Genomic DNA, 18,588 nt, shown 5'->3' on the forward strand with positions numbered 1-18,588 from the left:
CTTTAGTTTTAATTATATAAAAAAATCCGCTTCCGATAGGGAGCGGATTTTACACTGCGTTTGCGATTTATCTTATCTTATTTTAATTTATTGATGTGATACACCTGGGTTACGCCCGGATCAATCTCAGCACCTTTTTTTACACTGTTATTCTTGATATTATACTCGTAAATAAACCATTTTGAGGTTGGGGTTTTTACGGCAGTATACAGATTGCCATTTTCGATCAGGTTGATAGTTGTCGTCGGATCTCCGCCTGTCATTTCAGCTAGGTTGGCAACGATTCTTTTATTAGCAACATCGATCACATAAGGTCTGATGTATGCTTTCCCATCACCCAACCAAGCAAGGTCACCACCTTTTACTGCGTAGTCTTTTAGGTCAAATAGATAGTTTTTATCAAATTGAGTCTGACCATTATTGACACGCATCAATGCGTAGGTACCATCCGTTTTACCACGGGTCAATATATATAGATTATTGTTATCATCCAGGAACGAATAGTTCTCTCTTTGCCAGTGCCCCGCTACATAACTCGCTCTGTCGTCGCTCATCATATGACCGTTTTGCATGCTTGGGTAATCACAGATATATGCGTAAGCTTTCTTGTCTACTGGTTTGTAATCGTAGTTATAGTAGAAGAAACCAAAATACGCTTTTCCACCGCCAATGCGCATACTGGTAACGTTGAGGATCGTCGGATCAACACTGCCATCGGGTTTGTAAACGGTATAGTCTAACGTTGGAATCTGCGCTTTTAAGGTTTTTGAGATCGTCATATCCTTGGTATTCATAAAGTAGATGTCCTTTTCAAATACTTTTTTCTCCAGGTTCGCGTCACTCGCTCCTGTTCCCGTAAAAACAATTTCGTCCGTGCTGCTAAATTGGGCTGCAACTTTTCCCAGATAGAAATCGGTTGGGAAAGCATAATTATCGACTTCTTTGAATTGTCCGTTGTCTGTCAGTTGGTGTTTACTAAAACGGGTTCCGTCATTGGATAAGTAATAGTAACCATTGAAAATATAAGCATAACCTGCATATCGGGCTTGTGGTAGGTTGCCCGTGATGTCTACCCCTTTATTATTCGCAGGCGACAATAAGGTATCCTTCATGATTTTATCGGTCGTCAACAGGTACGATCCATTGGCCGTAGCCACCCAAACAGAATACGCCGATGGTATGGTTTCTGTAACTTCAGGGATGCTCGGGCTATCTTTGCAGGAAGATAATAACAGTCCTGCTAATGCACAATAGCCAAATAGTCTATTTGTTTTCATGATGATTGATGGTGTTTTATTAATTATAGTAATGATATTCTAAATTTTACGTAAAATGTTCTTCCGGGCTTTTGGAGACGAAAGTTGTCATAGGCGCGTTCATCAAAGATATTGCGGGCCTCCCCAGAAATATTGTATCTGTTGCGGTTCCAGGAATAGCTCACCAGAAAGGAGTGAACAAGCTGTGTGGGGATGTAATTTTTTGAAGCCAGCGAACCAAGATGGCTATCGCTCAGATAAAACCATTTGGTATACTGCGTTGTCCAGTTAAATTGTGTGCGGCTGCCTTTGCTGAACCAGTCATTTTGAGCAAAACCAAGATCTAGATTGCCGTATGTCCAAGGTCGGTTGGGTATTTGATAACCATAGGACAAGCTAACCTCCTGACTGGTTTCGTTGGTATATTTTTGGTTGTCGATGGCTTTATCATAACTTCCATTTAACGCGGCGGTGATGATATCTTTATAGCCATAGCGAAATTCGAAACTTCCACCATATATTTTTACACCCGGAATATTATAGTACTGAAATTTGTCGCGTTCATCTTCGGTGACGATACGTACATTTTGATAATCTTTTGCCAGGCGGTAGAATCCCGAAACGTCAAGATTTATAAAATGGTTTTCATTAAAAAATGTATTATAATAGAAACCCGTGTTGATGTTGTCGCTACGCTCAGGTTTGAGATCCCAATTAGCAAGATAGTTTTGATCATCACCATAAATGGCAATCATTTCGGGCATATTATAAGCCCGCTCGGCAGAGAATTTAACTCCGCCATCTTTGAAAATCCGGTAACGGGAAGCAAAGCTATAGCCTTTGTAGCCTAGATATTTTGATTGTGTGATAATAGCACCACTCAAGATTTCATTATTATCTCCGAATTTGCGCTGATCAACCTGCTGATCGGTATCTATACCGTAGTATTTGATCGCAATATTGGTGACCAAACGCTTGTCAAACCATTGACTCTGCCAGGCCAGCCCTGCAATATGCTTAACCATGTTTTTGGGCAAACCTGAGGTATTATTGTTTGCTATTTTATCAAAAGTTTTGCGGTAACTGCTGCTGATATTATAGTTGAGGTTCAAACTATGGTTGCGGCTTTCGTCGAAGTCATAGTTCAGATTTATCCTTCCGAGTACACTATTGGTGTTTTGTTTGTTGTAGACCTCCTTTCGCCTGCTCTGACCATTGGGGTTGCTGATCGGATTACCGGTCCATTCATAGTTATATTGTGCTGTATCCCTGTTGCGGGTGATATCAAAGCCATAGTTTGCGTAGATATCCGCATATAGCCGGTCAACAATGAAATTTTGCTTTTTATAGCTCAGGGTAGGCATGATATAGGCCGATTCTCGCCAGCTGCCACCATAGGGCTTGTTGATCGTGGCGCCGAGCTGATTTTGTTTATTATTTCCGGAATAGGTCAGACCAACGAAAAACTGATCGGCCCAGCTTTTATCGCGGAGGCCAATCTCAACTTGGGCCATAGACGAATAATAGCGGTCATTGAAGCGTCTCACCACATCAATGGGGACGAATTTATTATTTACTACTTTTTCAAAGACAATACCGTATTTTTCCTCGGTATACATTTTGTAGTCATTGTCCGAATAGTTGTAAAAAGCATTTGTTCGGATAGATAGTTTATTTTTAGGATTGGTATACATCCCGACTAAAGATGCCTGGTGGGTATTGAAGGAACCATAGCTATAGCTGAGATCCAAGAAATGTCTATTCCGTTGTTTGGTGATGATGTTGACAGCTCCCCCGAGGGCATCCGATCCTAAAAATGCAGGAACAACCCCTTTATAGATTTCTATTCGGTCGACCAAATTAACCGGGATATTATTTAAAGACATGGCAGATCCGAAATCATCCATCGGGACACCGTCGATATAGATCTTGGCAGCAAGACCATTAATGCGGAAGACAAAATTAGAGCCCAGTCCACCATCTTCCCGAAATGTCACGCCGGGAGCTGTACGAAGAATTTGGCTCACATTGGCGGTCTGGTTGGCATATCGATTCATGTCAACAACACTCACATTAAATCCAGATCTTTTTATTTCGTTGACCTTTTTTTGGTTTTCCGTTTGCCCTTTTACATTGACAATTTCCAGCATGTGGTCATCCTTTTTGAGCTGAAAGTCTTTGTACGTTTCATTACTTTTCAATGAGACGCTTTGCGTGATATAACCGACAGAGGTTACCTCAATTTTAAGGTTCTGTTTGGAATCTATTTTTAATTTATAAAACCCATCGATATCAGTTGATGTGCTGAGGTTGGTGCCGACAACGGTAACGGTGGCGCTTTCGATTGCTTTTCCGAAGGCATCTTTCACATACCCTGAAAAGGACGTTTGAGCTTGTGCTATGGAGGTAAGGAAAAATACCGAGATGAAAAAAATGTAGGTTGACTTAAGCATGCTATTAGCGTTATGTATGTTTTTATAGTGACATATGATTAGATCGTTTAACTATGCTCCTGCCAATCAGCTTTATAAGGAGTATAGGTTTTTCAAAGCGGGACAAATATAACTTTATTTAGATTAAATACAAATAATAGTTTTAATATTTTACAAACATTACTGTTAGAAGACTACTTACTGAATTAGGGAATGAAAATAGATGAATTGTAAACAGCAGGAGATTCATATAATCTCCTGCTGCCATTTTTTACTTTTTTCTTATTTCATTCGCAGGATATAGCCGTCCAATAGAATAGAGGTCGCAAATACACCTTTAAAAATTGCTGATATATTTAATAAAATTGTTAACTTATGTTATCCACTATTCCATTTTAATTTTTTTATTGCAGGATATGATAATATAATAAATCGAGTGTTGCATTTTCCACTGTCTTTTCTATCTTTGATAGAAAGCCACCTTGGAGACGAAAATGCGATTCGAATTCATTGGATAAGTATATATTTTCGTAATAGGACAAACTAAACAGACGGTTTGAATGTCATAGAAATAAAAAGAAGAATAGCCAGATGAAACTTAGAGGAGATTTACAATTACGCAAATTGGGCGATGACCATATTCTAGTCTATCCAGGGCAAGATCAACTGGATGCTTCTAAGGTGTATACCTTTAATGAGACCGCTGTACAGATCTGGTTGGAATTGCAGGGAAAGGAATTTAATGTCGAAAGTGTGACAGCCGTTTTGTTGGATAATTATGAGGTGGAGGAGAACGAGGCTGAAAGAGATGCCGCAAAATTGGTCAAGCAATTTGAAAAACAGGGATTTTTGATTTAACTGATATTGGAAGACTTTAATGACATATACCTTTTATGATCACAACAAAATATTTTAATTACAAACAGATCTTTAACCTTGCTGGGGTACACCTAATCTGGCTGACAGCCTGGTGTTCTCTTGTTGCTGTCGTTTATTATTTTTTTCAGTGGGAATGGATGATCATCCCTTGGGTTCCTCTGGCACTGATTGGTACAGCAGAGGCTTTTTATGTGGGTTTTAAAAATAACCAAGCTTATGATAGGTTATGGGAGGCACGTAAGATATGGGGTGGGATCGTCAACTCCAGCCGTTCCTTTGTATCCATGCTTTATGCTTTTAATACCGAACAAGGGGGGCAGCAAAATCTGGAAGAAATCAGGAAAAAAATAACCTATCGTCATATTGCTTGGTTATATCAACTGCGTGAGCAGCTCTTGATACCAACCGAATGGGAGCACATCAGCCTCAAGAGACATATTGGGGCATTGAACGTAAAAAGGCATAGGCTAATAAAGGCTGGTTTTCCAGACTATAGCCGGACACCTATTTTTTTACATAAATACCTTTCAGCGGAGGAATTTGCACTGCAATCAAGCTATAGAAATTTTGCAACTTATTTAAATGCCGAACAGGCAAAAGATATCAATGCCTTGAAAAATGATCAGATTATTTCTGATTTTAATCAAACACAATTGCAGACCTGTATTAATCAATTTTATGATTACCAAGGGCAAGCCGAGCGGATCAAAAAGTTTCCCTCGCCAAGGCAGTTTGCGAGTACAGCATTTGTTTTTAATGTTATCTTGATCATGCTATTACCCTTAGGGCTGGTCAATGAATTTGCCAAGTTGGGTCATTGGGGAATCTGGACAAGTATTCCTTTTTGTGTGGTGATCGGATGGATCTATATTGTAATGGAGCTGGTCGGGGATTATACCGAAAATCCATTTGGTGGACTAATGTTTGATATCCCGATGTTGTCGATCTGTCGGACGATCGAAATTGACTTATTGCAAATGATGGGTGAAGAAAATCTACCCGAGCCCATCGCATCAAAGAATGGTGTATTGGTTTAATAATAAATGAATTTGATAGTTAATTCTCGTTTAATAGGTTGTTTAAACGAGAATGTTCAATGTATTTTTTACCTCAGCTATCATAAATGAACTGTGTGTACTGGCAATATGCTGTAGTGAAGTCAGCTTACTCAGCATAAAATGTCGGTAGTCTTCCATATCGCGCACGCAGATTTTTAGGATATAATCATAGTCGCCGCTAACATGAAAGCATTCGGTGACTTCCTGTAAATCCATCACCTCCCGTTCGAACTGCTGAATATATTCTTTTTTATGCTGTGTGAGTTTGACATGACAGAGTACCATAAAATCCTTAGCAATCTTGTGCTTATTCAGGAGGGCAATATATTTGGAAATTACCCCCGTGTTTTCGAGTTTGCGTACACGCTCGTACACCGCCGTTACAGATAATCCAAGCTTACGTGCAAGCTCTTTGCTGGTTTGTTTGGCATCTTCCTGTAGAAATTGCAGTAATTTCTTATCCGTTTCATCGAATTGCATAGATTATTTTTTGGTTTAAAAATATATAGTGTGTCTGTTGTAGGTATATTTTCTAATATTTTGTTAAATATTAGATTTATAATCTAATATACAGATAAAATGTTGTTATAAAATTTAAAATAACCCAATTTTATAGGTAAAAAAATATGAAAGACTTTAATGCAGCAAATGAAATACAGGATTTACAATACTTTGGTGAATTCGGTGGTGTGAACCCTTCAATTTCGGATAGTTCGACCTATACTTTTCTGTCAGCCAAGACGATGTTTGATACCTTCGAGGGCAATGCAGATGGCTGTTATTTATATTCACGGCATTCGTCACCTATGAATCTATACCTCGCTCAGGCATTGGCGAAGCTGGAAAATACAGCGGCAGCCAATGTAACAGCTTCGGGAATGGGGGCTATTACAACGGTACTATTGCAACTCTGTAAAAGTGGTGACCATATCGTTTCCAGCAGGACCATTTATGGGGGGACTTATGCTTTTCTGAAAAATTTCTTGCCACCATTTCAAATTGATACCAGCTTTGTCGATATCAGTAATTTCGATGCAATCGAACAGGCAATACGACCGACAACGAAAGTGGTCTATTGTGAAAGTGTTAGCAATCCGTTATTGGAAGTCGCAGATTTAAAGAAGCTTTCGGCAATCTGTAAGAAATATAATATAAAACTCGTGGTCGACAATACCTTCTCACCGCTATCTGTTTCACCAGGTCTGCTGGGAGCAGATATTGTGATTCATAGCCTGACAAAATTTATTAATGGTAGCAGCGATACAGTCGGTGGAGTCTATTGTGGACCACAGGAATTTATCAACGATACAAAAAATGTCAATTCGGGTGCCTGCATGTTGCTCGGTCCGACAATGGATAGCCTCCGTGCGGCTAGTATTCTTAAAAACTTAAGGACGCTCCATATCCGGATGAAGCAGCATAGTTATAACGCATTGTATCTCGCTGAACGCTTTGAACGGGACGGACTAGGGGTTTCGTACCCGGGATTGTCCTCCCACAAACATCATGAACTACTAAAAAGTATGATGCATAAAGAATATGGATTTGGTGGGATATTGACGCTGGATGCAGGAACCACGGATAAGGCGAACAAACTAATGGAACTGATGCAAAAGGAGAACTTAGGTTATTTGGCCGTAAGCCTTGGATTTTATAAAACCTTATTTTCCTGCTCGGGCAGTTCGACCTCCTCTGAAATTCCAGAGGAAGAACGTGTAAGTATGGGGATCTCGGATGGGCTGATCCGCTTTTCTATCGGACTGGATCATGATATTGAGCGAACGTATCAGCGTATGAAAGCTTGTATGGAGAAAACAGGAGTTCTTTAGCCACCTGATGTATTTTTTTAATGATGGCTATTCATTTAATTGGAGATGGATCGGGTGGGGGGTAGTGCGTGAGGTGTCTATATTGATGTGAGCTGGGATTTTGACGTAAATCCTAGTTTGACCCGGTATGGTATAATAAATTGATAATTTTATTGGGACTATTTGACAATTCGGTTGTCGTTTAAATAGTGTGTCACAATTTAATGGAGAGATACACCATATAAATTCTTATTCGTATTAATTGATGTTTAAGGCCGCACATTACCCGATGTACTGGCGGCCTTATTGTTGTTGGTCAATTGATTTCTTAAACTGGTTTAAGTTGACACGATTATTGTTGTTTTATATTTGATCAATAAAATAAAGTATATGTATAGTCAACTTTTTGTTCGTCTCGCCGTGGCAACAGCTTTTTTATCTGCTGTGGCGGATCGTTTGGGTCTGTGGGGAGCACCCGGCACGGCGAATGCTTCATGGGGAAACTGGGTAAATTTTGTCGCTTATTCCAATCAGCTTAATTTTTTTGCGCCTGCTTCCATGGGGAATGTGCTCGCAATCGGAGCCACGGTACTCGAAGTAGTTTTGGGAATTTTGCTTTTGATCGGTTATCAGACACGTTTGGTAGCGCTGTTCTCTGGAGGGTTGCTAACTATTTTTGCATTGACGATGATGCTGTCCTTTGGGATCAAAGTCACTTTTAACTATTCGGTCTGGGTAGGGGCAAGTGCTTGTTTTCTATTGGGAACAAAACAAATTTTTCCCTTCAGCCTTGATCATTATTTGGAACGGTACAGAAGAAAATAAAGTAATTTAATTTTTTTTATTTTTTTCGGGACAATTGGCTCACTTAACCGTCTTATAAGTATAGACTTTTTCACAAAGTATATGTTTTTCATAGGTTAGTGTGAAGCCGCAGCAAATTCCCCATTTGTGCGGCTTTTTATTTTTTTGTTACATTTCCTTTAAATTCACTTCTTTCTTCTCGCCATCCTTATCTATAGTGATGCGTTTCTCTATATTCGCCTTGTCAATATAGGATGACCTAGCTGTTCCGTAATTTGTGGTAGATCCGGTATAACCCCAATAGTTATAATAATTGGTATACCCCGATACATAGGAATAATTATAGGAGTTGGAAAAATCAAAGCTGGTCATAATGATATAATTGCCGGGCATTAGCTCAGCAAATTCAAAGTGTCCCTCATCATCGTAGACCTTTGTGCGTTTGACGGAATGGCCAAAATCGGCATCCAGCGGAACCTCCGCAACTTTCTTTTGCTTTCGGATTTTTTTGTTTACCTCAAGCCATTCTTCATAGTATACTGAATTTGGAAAAAGCATAATCTCAGTTCCTTTTGGCGCATATTGTTTTTTCGCTGTATTGACAAGACCGGCTAGCCTCTTGCCAGAGCTTGACCGTGCATAAGCGGTGCCGATGATCACACTGTTACCATTGGATATCTGCTGAATAGCCTGCTCTTTGTTAAATCGGTTTTTGATCGGCTGGTAATCGAGCTCCTCGTTGACTGTAATCTCCCACTTACCATTGCCCATGGACATTTCTCGTTGCCATAACCGCCGGTCTTTCTTGTCCACGACATAATTATAGATTGCACCCGTATTTTCTTCCAATAGCGTGATTAACCAGCTGTCATGTTTGCCCGTTTTCGGAGAACCATAGCTATAGCTTTTGACTTCTTTAATCGTATAGTATTCCACCTGAACATTGGATTCGTCATTGTAGTAAAATTGAGGGATCCGTGCCTTATATCCAACATCCAAGGGAAGTGTTCCCATCAGATGGTCTGTCCAGTTGAAGTCAATAAATGGTTCGGTAGGACGTAAATTCAGCTTTTTATCTTTTTTGGTTTCTTTGGAATAATAATTACCGGTGATGGTCTCCCCAAAGTTGAGATTTAATTTTGTTTTCTTGGCGTCACTGGCATAGCTGATGGATTTTAGTGTGCTTCCATCCACGACGCTAGTGCGTGCAGTGACCCAGGCATTGTCTTTGGGCGTGTAAGAACTTGTCAGGCTCAATTGATTGTTGGCCGCAACAATATCATAGGTAATTGTACCTTGTTTGTCCCAGTTGTTATCTTTTACATAGTATACCGTGTAAAGCGACTTCTCCGGTTTTACATACTTGGTATTGATATCCGTGCTGCCGGGTGCGACTATCTTTTGACTTAATGCTACAAAGGGAAGCAGGCCTGCTGCTAAAACAAGTGCATACGATTTCATATATGTATTCCTATAGTTAATGAAAAACAAGCTGGTTTTTCTTGTTTATTTTATTAATCTAAGGTAATAAAAAAGTTTTTTATTTTTTTTCGGGACAATCGCGATTCTCAACCGTCATTACTAAAGACACAGAAATTTAATTATCTATTCTTAGTTTGGTTACAGCCGCATTGAATTCCCCGTTCTTGCGGCTTTTTTTATTTATGTTACTCTTTTGATTGATTCTTATAAATTTTTTGAAATATTTTGGGACAATTACTGGACTCGACCGTCTTATTAATAACTACTTTTCCTAGGCTAAGTATATGTTTTTTATCGTAGTTGCGTGCTGAAGCCGCAATGAGTTCCCCACTCATGCGGCTTCTTTGTGTAGTTGATCGCTGCTAAGCCTTACTATCGTATTTTTACTATTTTGGGAGAGGCAATATTGCCTAGCTATCAATCATCCAATGTTTTCAGAAATGCAATAATTTTGGCTGTTTCTTTTGCTGTTAAACCTAAAGTATCCGTCGGTAAAGTCTGATTGTCCAGCTTAAAACCGAACTGCTGGCCACCACCTTTGTTGTAAAAGTCCATGACCTGCTCCAAGGTGACATAGCCTCCATTGTGCATGTAAGGTGCCGTCTTGCTGCTATTGCGTATGGTAGGAGTTTTAAAGGAATATTGCAATTGGGCTACAGTCTCATGATAGCGCCCTCTGCCACGGTCTGGATCCAGCTGCCGATTATGGTAGTCTGTGGCTAGTCCCAATACTTCGGATTCGGTCTTGGCATATTCCGGCGGCACAGTCCCGTTAAACAGGGGAACAAAATGACAGGTAGCACATTTGGCTTTACCCACAAAAAGATTGAAACCTGCTTTTTCATCTGCTGTCAGTAGCTGTGACTGACCACGCATATAACGGTCAAAGCGAGAGTTAAATGTGCTTAATGAACGGACATAACTAGCCAATACATTCTGTACCTGCCAATTTTCAACTGTATCGGTCTTATAAATCTTGTTAAACTCTTTTGTATAGGCCTTATGTTGATTCAGACGTTTGGCAATTTCATCCATAGAGCCATGCATCTCATCTTTATTGGTAATGACATCCACGCTTTGCCCTTCCAGATCCTCACGACGCATATCCCAGAATTGCCCATGTTGATAATTGCTATAGGAAAGGGAAGGGGTATTGCGATCCATCTTTGCACCCGATAGGGTAGTTGGCACTTTGAGTCCGTCTGCAAAGGCCTTGTCTGCGTGATGACAGGAAATACAGGATCTGCTCTGGTCACCAGAAAGGATATTGTCCCGAAATAACTTGGCTCCTAAAACGACTTTTTCGGAACTCATTTTTTGTCGTTCTGAGGGAACAAAAAAATCCGGATTAAAGGCATCTTTGCTAAATAAATTGGAGGCTTCGGGCGAAATAGGATGATTGACATTCAAGGATGGGATATTTTCCAATTGCCGAAACTGATGCAGTGCATCGGAAATTTTATTCAAATGTTGATCCATTAGACTGAGGTAGTCAAATTGATTTCGATCTGCACTCTTGCCCAAGATGCTATTTGTCCTGCTGATTAAAACCAGGATCTTTTCAATCTCTTCAGGATGATTGACCTGCTCTTTGATCATCGCCAACACATCAGCTACGCCATTGAGGGCATGAGTTGATTCGATGAGACCTTTACCCGAGATCGGGGTGTCAAAGCCCGTAACCCCTAAGGTAGTGATCCGAAATATCTGGTTGCGCAATGATTCCATGAGCTGGGGCAGTGATAAGGTATTGACCTCAAAATAAGTGTCGATCGCCAGGGATTTGTTTTTTAGTTTCTTTAAAAATCGAATAATCTGCTGTTTTTCTTCCTTTTGATAGCTGGGGTAGAAATATTCCTCCAATGTCTGCAAACCTTCGGCTTCGATGACAGCATTTTCTTCCAATTCAATTTCGTCTAGATTGGGGCCATTCAAAAAACGGGCGGTCTCGGGCATAAAATAACCAACTGCCCATTCCATGGATTTGTACGTGGACCGCAACTGATCAAATCCCTGTTGCAACTGTTGGTCACTGCTATTACTTTCGACGTTTGCGATCTGTTGGTCAATCTGTTTATCAAATGCGGTATTGATCGTTAACACCCACTGTCTGATAGCTGGTAGATCTTGAGGATCTGTCCTATGATTTCCTTTACACATGATAGCCAATAATACAATTGCTATCAGACCGCTCACAAGCCAATATTTCATTTATTTTTTATGTTTGAATAAAATAACAACAAGGGTATCCTTTCGCAGTGAAGGGATACCCTTGTTGGGTATTAATGTTGATTTTAGTAAAATTATCGTTGTACGTTACGGATAAGAACGACTTGGCCACCTTCCTTGTTTGTAACCGCACCTGATCCATCAGCGTTGGCAAATTTATCATTCTGCCAAGTGTGGGAGTGGATATTGACAGCAAAGGTATTTGGAATGCCAACCAATTTGGAAACATCTGTCATCGCACCAAACTCCCATGAGCCAAATTTACTGAGGTTGCCACTTTGGTTATAATCTTTTTGCCAATCTTTGTTGTTGCGCTCATGTTTCATGTTTAACCAAGGCTTGTAGGTCCTGGTCGCCATATTGTATTGCCAGATATAAGAATCGTGTTTGGCATCAGTATAATAGGAATCACCATCTTCCTGTATATACACGTAGTTTTCAGTCACACATAGGTTGTCAGGATTGATCAGGTTATTTCCCGGATCAGAATCTCCCTCAGCAATAACTTCCAATTTACCCTTCAGCATATCTTTAGCGTCCATATTCAGTTTATAGACCCTGCCCCACATTGTTAACCCTTCTGTTGGGGTTTTGCCATCACCTGACTGGCCTGTTGCGGTAAAATAGACTTCACGTCCATTACCAGCACCTTTACGGTAATCTACATCTTCTACTCTGGAGAAACGAATGGCTTTATTGTCTATATTAGCTTGGTTGATTTCTTTACCCATCAGATTTTTGGCATTCGGAATTTCGACAAACTCGACATCATAGGAACTACCCTTTTTCATATTCGTCTCGGTATAGTCATTATTGCTACGCTTTAGGGCGTATAGCTTGCCGTTATCCAAGTCTCCTTGTTGATCAGCGACATATAGTATCAATTGGCCAGCGGATTGATGGTTTGAACCGTAGGATTGATCTTCTCCGATCAGGATATAGGTCTTGCCATTGGATACGTCTTTTGGAAGTGGTACCGCATTTTCCATGGAAGCTTTTCCTAAAGCCGGTTTAACACGGTTCTTGTCCGAGCGTTGGGCTACAGATCCAAGCGGATCCAGCTTATGAACCATGCTCTCTTCGCCTGATTCGCCAGCTGTTAGAAAAGCGGAGAAACCATGCTCTTCAGGTGTGGCAAGCGTAGCCGAACAAAGTCTGGTACTACCACCAGTACCATCCATGATATATTCGCCTTTAATAGGTTTGAAGTTTTTATCGAGATAAACACGGGATACCGATTGTGTGATCTCGTGGTTACTGATCATCAGGAAACCATCTGATTTGTCATCCTTCATAAATCCAGCGCCATCAGGTTGACCAGCGAATACGAATTCGGGACTACCGGATAATTTATCTGAACTTGAGATCAGGGTGGTAATCTTTAAATTTTCAAAACCGGGCATGCCGTAGACAAAAGCGGGTTCTTTTGAATAGTTTTCTAAAGTTGCCATTGGTGGCTTCTCTCCACCATCTTCGATTTTGTCGTTGTCTTTACAGCCAGCTATTGCCACTGACAATAATAAACTCAGGATTGTAATTTGGTTTCTTCTCATACCACAAAGGTATTCTTGCGATATTAGCTGTATATTAACTCTATTTTAAATAAACAGTTTATCTTTTGTCTATACTTTTTAGTTTAATTTATCGGGTTGGGTATCTTGTGAATGGGCACTGCACAAAAATAAAGGCCGTATCAAAATAGCTATTTTGATACGGCCCCTTTTTTGCTTTGCCTTCTAAATCCAAGGTAAGGCTTTGTGCTACTTGAAATCAGTTCCTGTTACTTGGATGAATTTGTTTTATTCGCCGGTTCGCCTCGAAGTATGACTCTGGCAGCTTGTTTTCCATTGTTTTCCTTTGCTTCGGAGCTGATGGTACTAGTAGAGCGCACGTTTACATTCGTTATCGTATTTGGTTCTGCCGACCTAATTTCTGTTACCTTTGCCGTTGCAGATGCAGCAGTTCCTGTTTTTACTATCGAAACAGTTTTGGGATCATTGACTTGAACATTGTTTGCGTTTACTGATGTGACAGTGCTCACATTCTCCGTTCCGCGCATAGTTATCCGTTTAGGTTCCTGAAATTTTACGTTTTCAACATACACTTCTTCCACTTTGGGTGCCGCATCGAATTTTACTTCTTTAGGTGCTGGCGGCTTATTTTTTATTGTTTTCTTGCTGTTTCCACCTGTTTTTTTGGGCTCTGGAAAGTGTATTGTTTCTTCTTTTGGAGCAGCATTTTTCTTGGGTTCCATTGCGGGAGCTCCTTCTCTTCTTGCCGGATTAGGTCTTTCAGATACCGCTTTTGGGGCACCCGGTTTTTTGGAAGTGGGGGGAGTTTTGGCCGGTTTCGCAGGCTCAGTTTTTTCTGTTTTGGCCGGCGTTGTTTTCTGTGCTTCGACATGAGTCGAAAACAACAGGCTAATTGCTGTTGTCAGCAATAAGGTAAGCGCAGGCATCAGCAGGAGCTTACCACTGTTCGTTCTTTTCTGTAACATAATTAATCGTTTTTTTGTTGTTAAAAAATTAAAATTACTGGCCGGTAATGCGTTTATATCGGGGGAGGACATGCTCCACTGGATAATCAGATGTTGGTAACTGGCGCGTTCATAAACCTGTACTACGGCATCGTCTGCCAGGTATTCGTGGTTTTGTCGAACAGCTCTGTCGATCAGGTAAACCAAAGGGTTGAACCATAATACAATGCGCATGAACTGCATGAGCATCACGTCTATGGAATGTAGCTGGTCTACATGTGCCTGTTCATGGGCGATAATCGAAGCCTCAATCTCTCCTTGTAAATATGCGCCACGGGGTACATAGATTCGTCTGAAAAATGAGAAGGGAGTTTTAAGGCCATGAATGCTATAAATTGAAGGATTGTCTGTCGCTGATGCGCGCCCGATGTAGGATGAAAACTTTTTATAGCTTACTATATACCTAATCAAAAGCACAATCGCAATCAGTACATAGGTAAAGAAAATAGCCGTGTTGGTCGTGATCAGCGGTTCTTGTTGGACGGCTGCGGGAACCACGGTGACCACCTCCATATGCTCCGGAGCTACTTCCAGCTGATTGCTATTAAAATGAAAAAAATCAGGGATAAATGATGGTAGTGCAGTCTGCACCAATGGTGCAAAAAGAGCGATAGGTATAATGGCAAGCAGATAAAATCGGTTAAATACCAAGAGCTTTTGCTGTTGCAAAAGAGAAATGTATACCAGATACAGTAAGCCTGAACAGGCGATCAATTTTCCCAAATAGATAATCATGTCGCTTTGTTTTTAATTTCTGAATCAATTATTTTTTTCAGTTCTTCCAATTGCTCCTTGTTCAACTGCGATTGTTTTGTGAAAAAAGATGCAAATTTTAAGGCTGAATTATCAAAATACGTTTCAACAATATCATTGACGTGTGCGAGATAATAGCTGTCCTTATTGAATAGGGGATAGTACTCTCTTGAATTGCCATATAACACGTACGATATGGCACCTTTTTCGGTCATCCGCTTTAATAATGTCGCAATCGTCGTTGGGGCAGGTTTGGGTTCAGGATAGGCTTCCATAAGGTCTTTCATAAAGGCCTTTTTCATGTCCCAGATGTACCCCATCAATTGTTCTTCAGTCGCTGATAATTTATTCATACTACAAATATAGAATGTATTCTACATTATGTAGAATATAAAGTGTTAAAATTTGTTATCTGTATGTATTGTGTTGATTTTTATTTGTTTATTTTGATTTTAGTGATTGTGATAAGCATTTTGTTGTTACAAAATAAACAAGAAGAGGGGTAAGAAGATATTCGTGAAAATGTTTTTATATCAGGGGTTTCTTTTTTGGATTGGCATTAAAATATTCTTTTTTAAACTGAAACATCTGTGCCATTTTTTGTGCGCGCCATTTGGCTTCGTCGGCTTTCTCACCTGTATATAGCCGATCGACGGTCGCTTCAAACAGAAGGAGCCATTGATCGAAATGTTTCGCCTCAATGGGTAGGGGGATATGGGGTGGGAATGGACTACCGAAGTAGGTATGTTCATCTAGGAGGATCGTCTGCCAAAAGCGATACATTTTTTCCAGGTGTATGCCCCAATTGTCCTGGATTCGCTCCTGAAAAATAGGGCCAAGGAGATTGTCCTGACGAACGGTGCTGTAAAACTGATCGACTAATATTTTTATGTCCGCGATGGTTTGAATGTCCTGCTTCATGGGATTAATGCCTGCTTTTGTGAAACGGATACCTCATTTGTAGCTGTTGCACGGTGTATGAATAGGATAAATTTAGCGAGAATATAGGAGAATTGAATCAGGTTGATGTAAAGATGCATGTTAAAAATATTGGATTTTTCTTTTATTGTCAGTAATTTGAATAGATATTTAGGGAAAACTTATGGGAAAATACACTTTTTTTGTCCTGCTGCTGCTGGGATGTTATACCGCGCAGGCACAAATCACCGATATTACAGTCAACAAAGAAAATTTTGAATCTTCGGGTTTTCCATTTAAAGGCAAACGTGTGCTGCAGGTGGAGCATATTCAGACCGAAAAGGAAGATAACTATATCATTTTTTCAAAAGAGGAACGCGGAGCTGATCCGGATAGACTATATGTACAGCAATTTCAGCGAAAAGATGGTATGTGGGTACCTATTGTGGAGGAAACTGTCGCTGAAGATGGTATTATTACTTCGGTGTGGGAATCCAGAAAAGCTTTTTTTGACGCTGACAAAGATGGAAAACTGGATGCGGTGTTTATCTATTCCAGACACCCTAAGGACGATGTTCAAAAGCAATTGAGTTGTATCGCACTGATTTTATATAAAGGACAGTTTTATCGTATGCGAGCAGAGGCGGAGGATGGATATACAAAGACTTTCTATTCAGACAATTATGCTTCTTTGCCTGCCGAGGTAAAAGAGAACGTGGAACGCTATTGGGAAAATCTGGACAAAAGATAATAGATTGTAATACTGAACACAGAGGCAAAAGGACCATTCAATTTTTGAATGGCCCTTTTGTCTGTGATTATGCTCGGATCGCTAAAGTCCTGTTTGGAATATTGAATACATAGACTTTTTTTTCTGAATTGCCTGTATTTATTGATTCGTATCTTTCATTAAGGCATCAATGGACTCGTTAAGCTCGGTTTATTGATCAGAAAGAACTTCAGTCGATTTTCATTGCTATTGGTGCTTTCCCTTTCGTATTTTACTGAATGGAAGCCAATAATTGTTTTTCCTCTTCTTCTTGCGTTTTACCAATGACATAGCGTGTAATGTTTTGATGTTTGATCTCATCAATTGTATGGATCACATCTTTCGTCCTAGCCTCTTTGCTCGGTTTGATCAGTACGATCATATCCTTGTTGTTGGGCATGTTACTGATCTTTGCTTTCAACTGCGCGAGCACCTGCGGTAATGTTTTCTCTAAATCGCTTGGTTTTTCAGAAAAGGCAATGGGCTTCTTGAAGTCGCCATGATACCACATAAATTTCCCATCCCCAAGAATCAATGTCGCTGTCCGGTTTTCGTCAATGAGCACTGGTGGTGTCGCCTCGCCTTTGGTTTTGTCTGGCATGGCAATATCCATTGCTGCAGGTTTGTTTAGGGTGGTGGTCAGCATGAAGAAGGTGATCAAAAGAAAAGCAAGGTCTACCATCGCTGTCAGATCTACCTTTGGAGCCATTTTTCGGCTTCTAATTTTTTTCTTTCCGCTTTCTTGTGTTTTTTGGTTTAATTCTGCCATGATGCTTGGTCTTTAGGTTATAACTCTTGTTCATACTCATTGATATGATGCCTGAGAAGGAACTATTCCATAGTTTTTTTTCAATGTGAGTCGTTTTTTCTTTGATTTTTTTCAGAGGGTTCAATTACAATAGGTTAAGGAATTGTCTAGCAGAAGACGATAGACCAACATTCGCTGTTGCTAATAATAGTGTTTTAATGATACTAACTTCTAAGGTTGAGAACGTGTCTTCTCTGGTTGTGACTATCATAAAACCATTATGGTGGTTATAAAGTGTTGGCAGACAGTTTTGAGAGATTGTCTAGATACATCTTTTCTTAGCTGGAAATGAAATAAAAAAGATTAGTAACTTGCCAATAAAAAATATGGAGCAGGATAACGGATTTATCTATACAAATATCGCATCGCCGGTAGGGAGCATAAGGCTTGTGGCGACGAGGCGTGGTCTTACTGCCGTATTGTGGGAAGGTGAAGACTATACTCGGACGAAGTTATCTAAACCGGATAGAGATGACCATGCACCATTACTTTTGCTTGCTCAACAACAGCTTTTGGAATATTTTGATCGGAAGCGTACTGTTTTTGACCTGCCGCTGGATATGCTGGGAACTCCGTTTCAGCTTAAGGTGTGGGAAGCTTTGCTCACTATTCCCTATGGCCAGACTAGAACCTATGGAGATCTGGCGCGCCAACTGGGCGATATAAAAGCTGTAAGGGCAGTCGGTGGCGCATTGAACAAGAATCCGATATCTATTATTGTGCCCTGTCATCGGATTATCGGTGGATCGGGTAAGCTCGTTGGTTTTGCCGGTGGACTGAAAAATAAATCTATTCTTATTGATCTGGAAATGAAAGATCGGACTCCGACATTGTTTGATTGTAAGTAGACTCTGAC

16 protein-coding genes are annotated in these 18,588 nt (G+C 40.2%); 6 read left to right on the forward strand and 10 right to left on the reverse strand.

Features of this window, described 5'->3' with window-relative positions; genetic code table 11:
- Window positions 1-77 precede the first annotated feature (77 nt).
- Both LC454_RS24715 and LC454_RS24720 read right to left on the reverse strand, forming a co-directional pair.
- A complete protein-coding gene (locus LC454_RS24715; RefSeq protein ID WP_223585118.1) occupies window positions 78-1,277 on the reverse strand; it encodes a hypothetical protein in 1,200 nt (399 codons plus the stop codon).
- Between the two features lie 23 nt (window positions 1,278-1,300).
- Entirely contained in the window at window positions 1,301-3,709 is a 2,409-nt protein-coding gene (locus LC454_RS24720; protein ID WP_223585119.1) for a TonB-dependent receptor plug domain-containing protein, read from the reverse strand.
- A gap of 570 nt (window positions 3,710-4,279) precedes the next feature.
- Between LC454_RS24720 and LC454_RS24725 the strand changes: the two genes are divergently transcribed.
- Window positions 4,280-4,546, forward strand: coding sequence for a PqqD family protein (locus tag LC454_RS24725; protein WP_223585120.1), 267 nt, complete (start codon window positions 4,280-4,282; stop codon window positions 4,544-4,546).
- 35 nt (window positions 4,547-4,581) lie between these two features.
- Entirely contained in the window at window positions 4,582-5,604 is a 1,023-nt protein-coding gene (locus LC454_RS24730) for a bestrophin family protein (protein ID WP_223585121.1), read from the forward strand.
- 42 nt (window positions 5,605-5,646) lie between these two features.
- Here the strand turns inward: LC454_RS24730 and LC454_RS24735 are convergent, their stop codons facing one another.
- Complete coding sequence (locus LC454_RS24735) at window positions 5,647-6,105, reverse strand: Lrp/AsnC family transcriptional regulator (RefSeq protein WP_223585122.1); 459 nt, start codon at window positions 6,103-6,105, stop codon at window positions 5,647-5,649.
- A gap of 146 nt (window positions 6,106-6,251) precedes the next feature.
- On the opposite strand from LC454_RS24735, the gene LC454_RS24740 reads away from it, so the two are divergent.
- Together LC454_RS24740 and LC454_RS24745 are read left to right on the forward strand one after the other, a co-directional pair.
- Window positions 6,252-7,454, forward strand: a complete 1,203-nt coding sequence (locus tag LC454_RS24740; RefSeq protein WP_223585123.1) for an aminotransferase class I/II-fold pyridoxal phosphate-dependent enzyme — start codon at window positions 6,252-6,254, stop codon at window positions 7,452-7,454.
- A gap of 369 nt (window positions 7,455-7,823) precedes the next feature.
- Complete coding sequence (locus LC454_RS24745) at window positions 7,824-8,258, forward strand: DoxX family membrane protein (RefSeq protein ID WP_223585124.1); 435 nt, start codon at window positions 7,824-7,826, stop codon at window positions 8,256-8,258.
- 147 nt (window positions 8,259-8,405) lie between these two features.
- On the opposite strand, the gene LC454_RS24750 is transcribed toward LC454_RS24745, so the two are convergent.
- The 6 genes from LC454_RS24750 to LC454_RS24775 all read right to left on the reverse strand — a co-directional run bounded on the left by LC454_RS24750 (window position 8,406) and on the right by LC454_RS24775 (window position 16,158).
- Window positions 8,406-9,698, reverse strand: a complete 1,293-nt coding sequence (locus LC454_RS24750; protein ID WP_223585125.1) for a hypothetical protein — start codon at window positions 9,696-9,698, stop codon at window positions 8,406-8,408.
- 438 nt (window positions 9,699-10,136) lie between these two features.
- A complete protein-coding gene (locus LC454_RS24755) occupies window positions 10,137-11,930 on the reverse strand; it encodes a cytochrome-c peroxidase (RefSeq protein WP_223585126.1) in 1,794 nt (597 codons plus the stop codon).
- A gap of 92 nt (window positions 11,931-12,022) precedes the next feature.
- Entirely contained in the window at window positions 12,023-13,501 is a 1,479-nt protein-coding gene (locus tag LC454_RS24760) for a hypothetical protein (RefSeq protein ID WP_223585127.1), read from the reverse strand.
- A gap of 227 nt (window positions 13,502-13,728) precedes the next feature.
- The gene (locus LC454_RS24765) at window positions 13,729-15,219 is read right to left on the reverse strand and encodes a M56 family metallopeptidase (RefSeq protein WP_223585128.1); all 1,491 of its coding nucleotides are present in this window, start codon (window positions 15,217-15,219) and stop codon (window positions 13,729-13,731) included.
- Window positions 15,216-15,590, reverse strand: coding sequence for a BlaI/MecI/CopY family transcriptional regulator (locus LC454_RS24770; RefSeq protein ID WP_223585129.1), 375 nt, complete (start codon window positions 15,588-15,590; stop codon window positions 15,216-15,218). The genes LC454_RS24765 and LC454_RS24770 overlap by 4 nt, the downstream gene beginning before the upstream one ends.
- A 175-nt stretch (window positions 15,591-15,765) precedes the next feature.
- The gene (locus LC454_RS24775) at window positions 15,766-16,158 is read right to left on the reverse strand and encodes a group III truncated hemoglobin (RefSeq protein ID WP_120259386.1); all 393 of its coding nucleotides are present in this window, start codon (window positions 16,156-16,158) and stop codon (window positions 15,766-15,768) included.
- A 181-nt stretch (window positions 16,159-16,339) separates the two neighbouring features.
- Here LC454_RS24775 and LC454_RS24780 point away from each other — a divergent pair, with 181 nt between their 5' ends.
- A complete protein-coding gene (locus LC454_RS24780; protein WP_223585130.1) occupies window positions 16,340-16,906 on the forward strand; it encodes a hypothetical protein in 567 nt (188 codons plus the stop codon).
- A gap of 250 nt (window positions 16,907-17,156) precedes the next feature.
- On the opposite strand, the gene LC454_RS24785 is transcribed toward LC454_RS24780, so the two are convergent.
- On the reverse strand, window positions 17,157-17,693 hold the full coding sequence (locus LC454_RS24785; RefSeq protein ID WP_223585131.1) for an ExbD/TolR family protein: 537 nt from the start codon (window positions 17,691-17,693) through the stop codon (window positions 17,157-17,159).
- Between the two features lie 365 nt (window positions 17,694-18,058).
- On the opposite strand from LC454_RS24785, the gene LC454_RS24790 reads away from it, so the two are divergent.
- Window positions 18,059-18,580 carry a methylated-DNA--[protein]-cysteine S-methyltransferase gene (locus LC454_RS24790; protein ID WP_223585132.1) on the forward strand — a complete coding sequence of 174 codons (522 nt, stop codon included), beginning with the start codon at window positions 18,059-18,061 and terminating at the stop codon, window positions 18,578-18,580.
- Window positions 18,581-18,588 lie beyond the last annotated feature (8 nt).

The organism is Sphingobacterium sp. GVS05A, assembly GCF_019969845.1.
Taxonomy (GTDB): domain Bacteria; phylum Bacteroidota; class Bacteroidia; order Sphingobacteriales; family Sphingobacteriaceae; genus Sphingobacterium.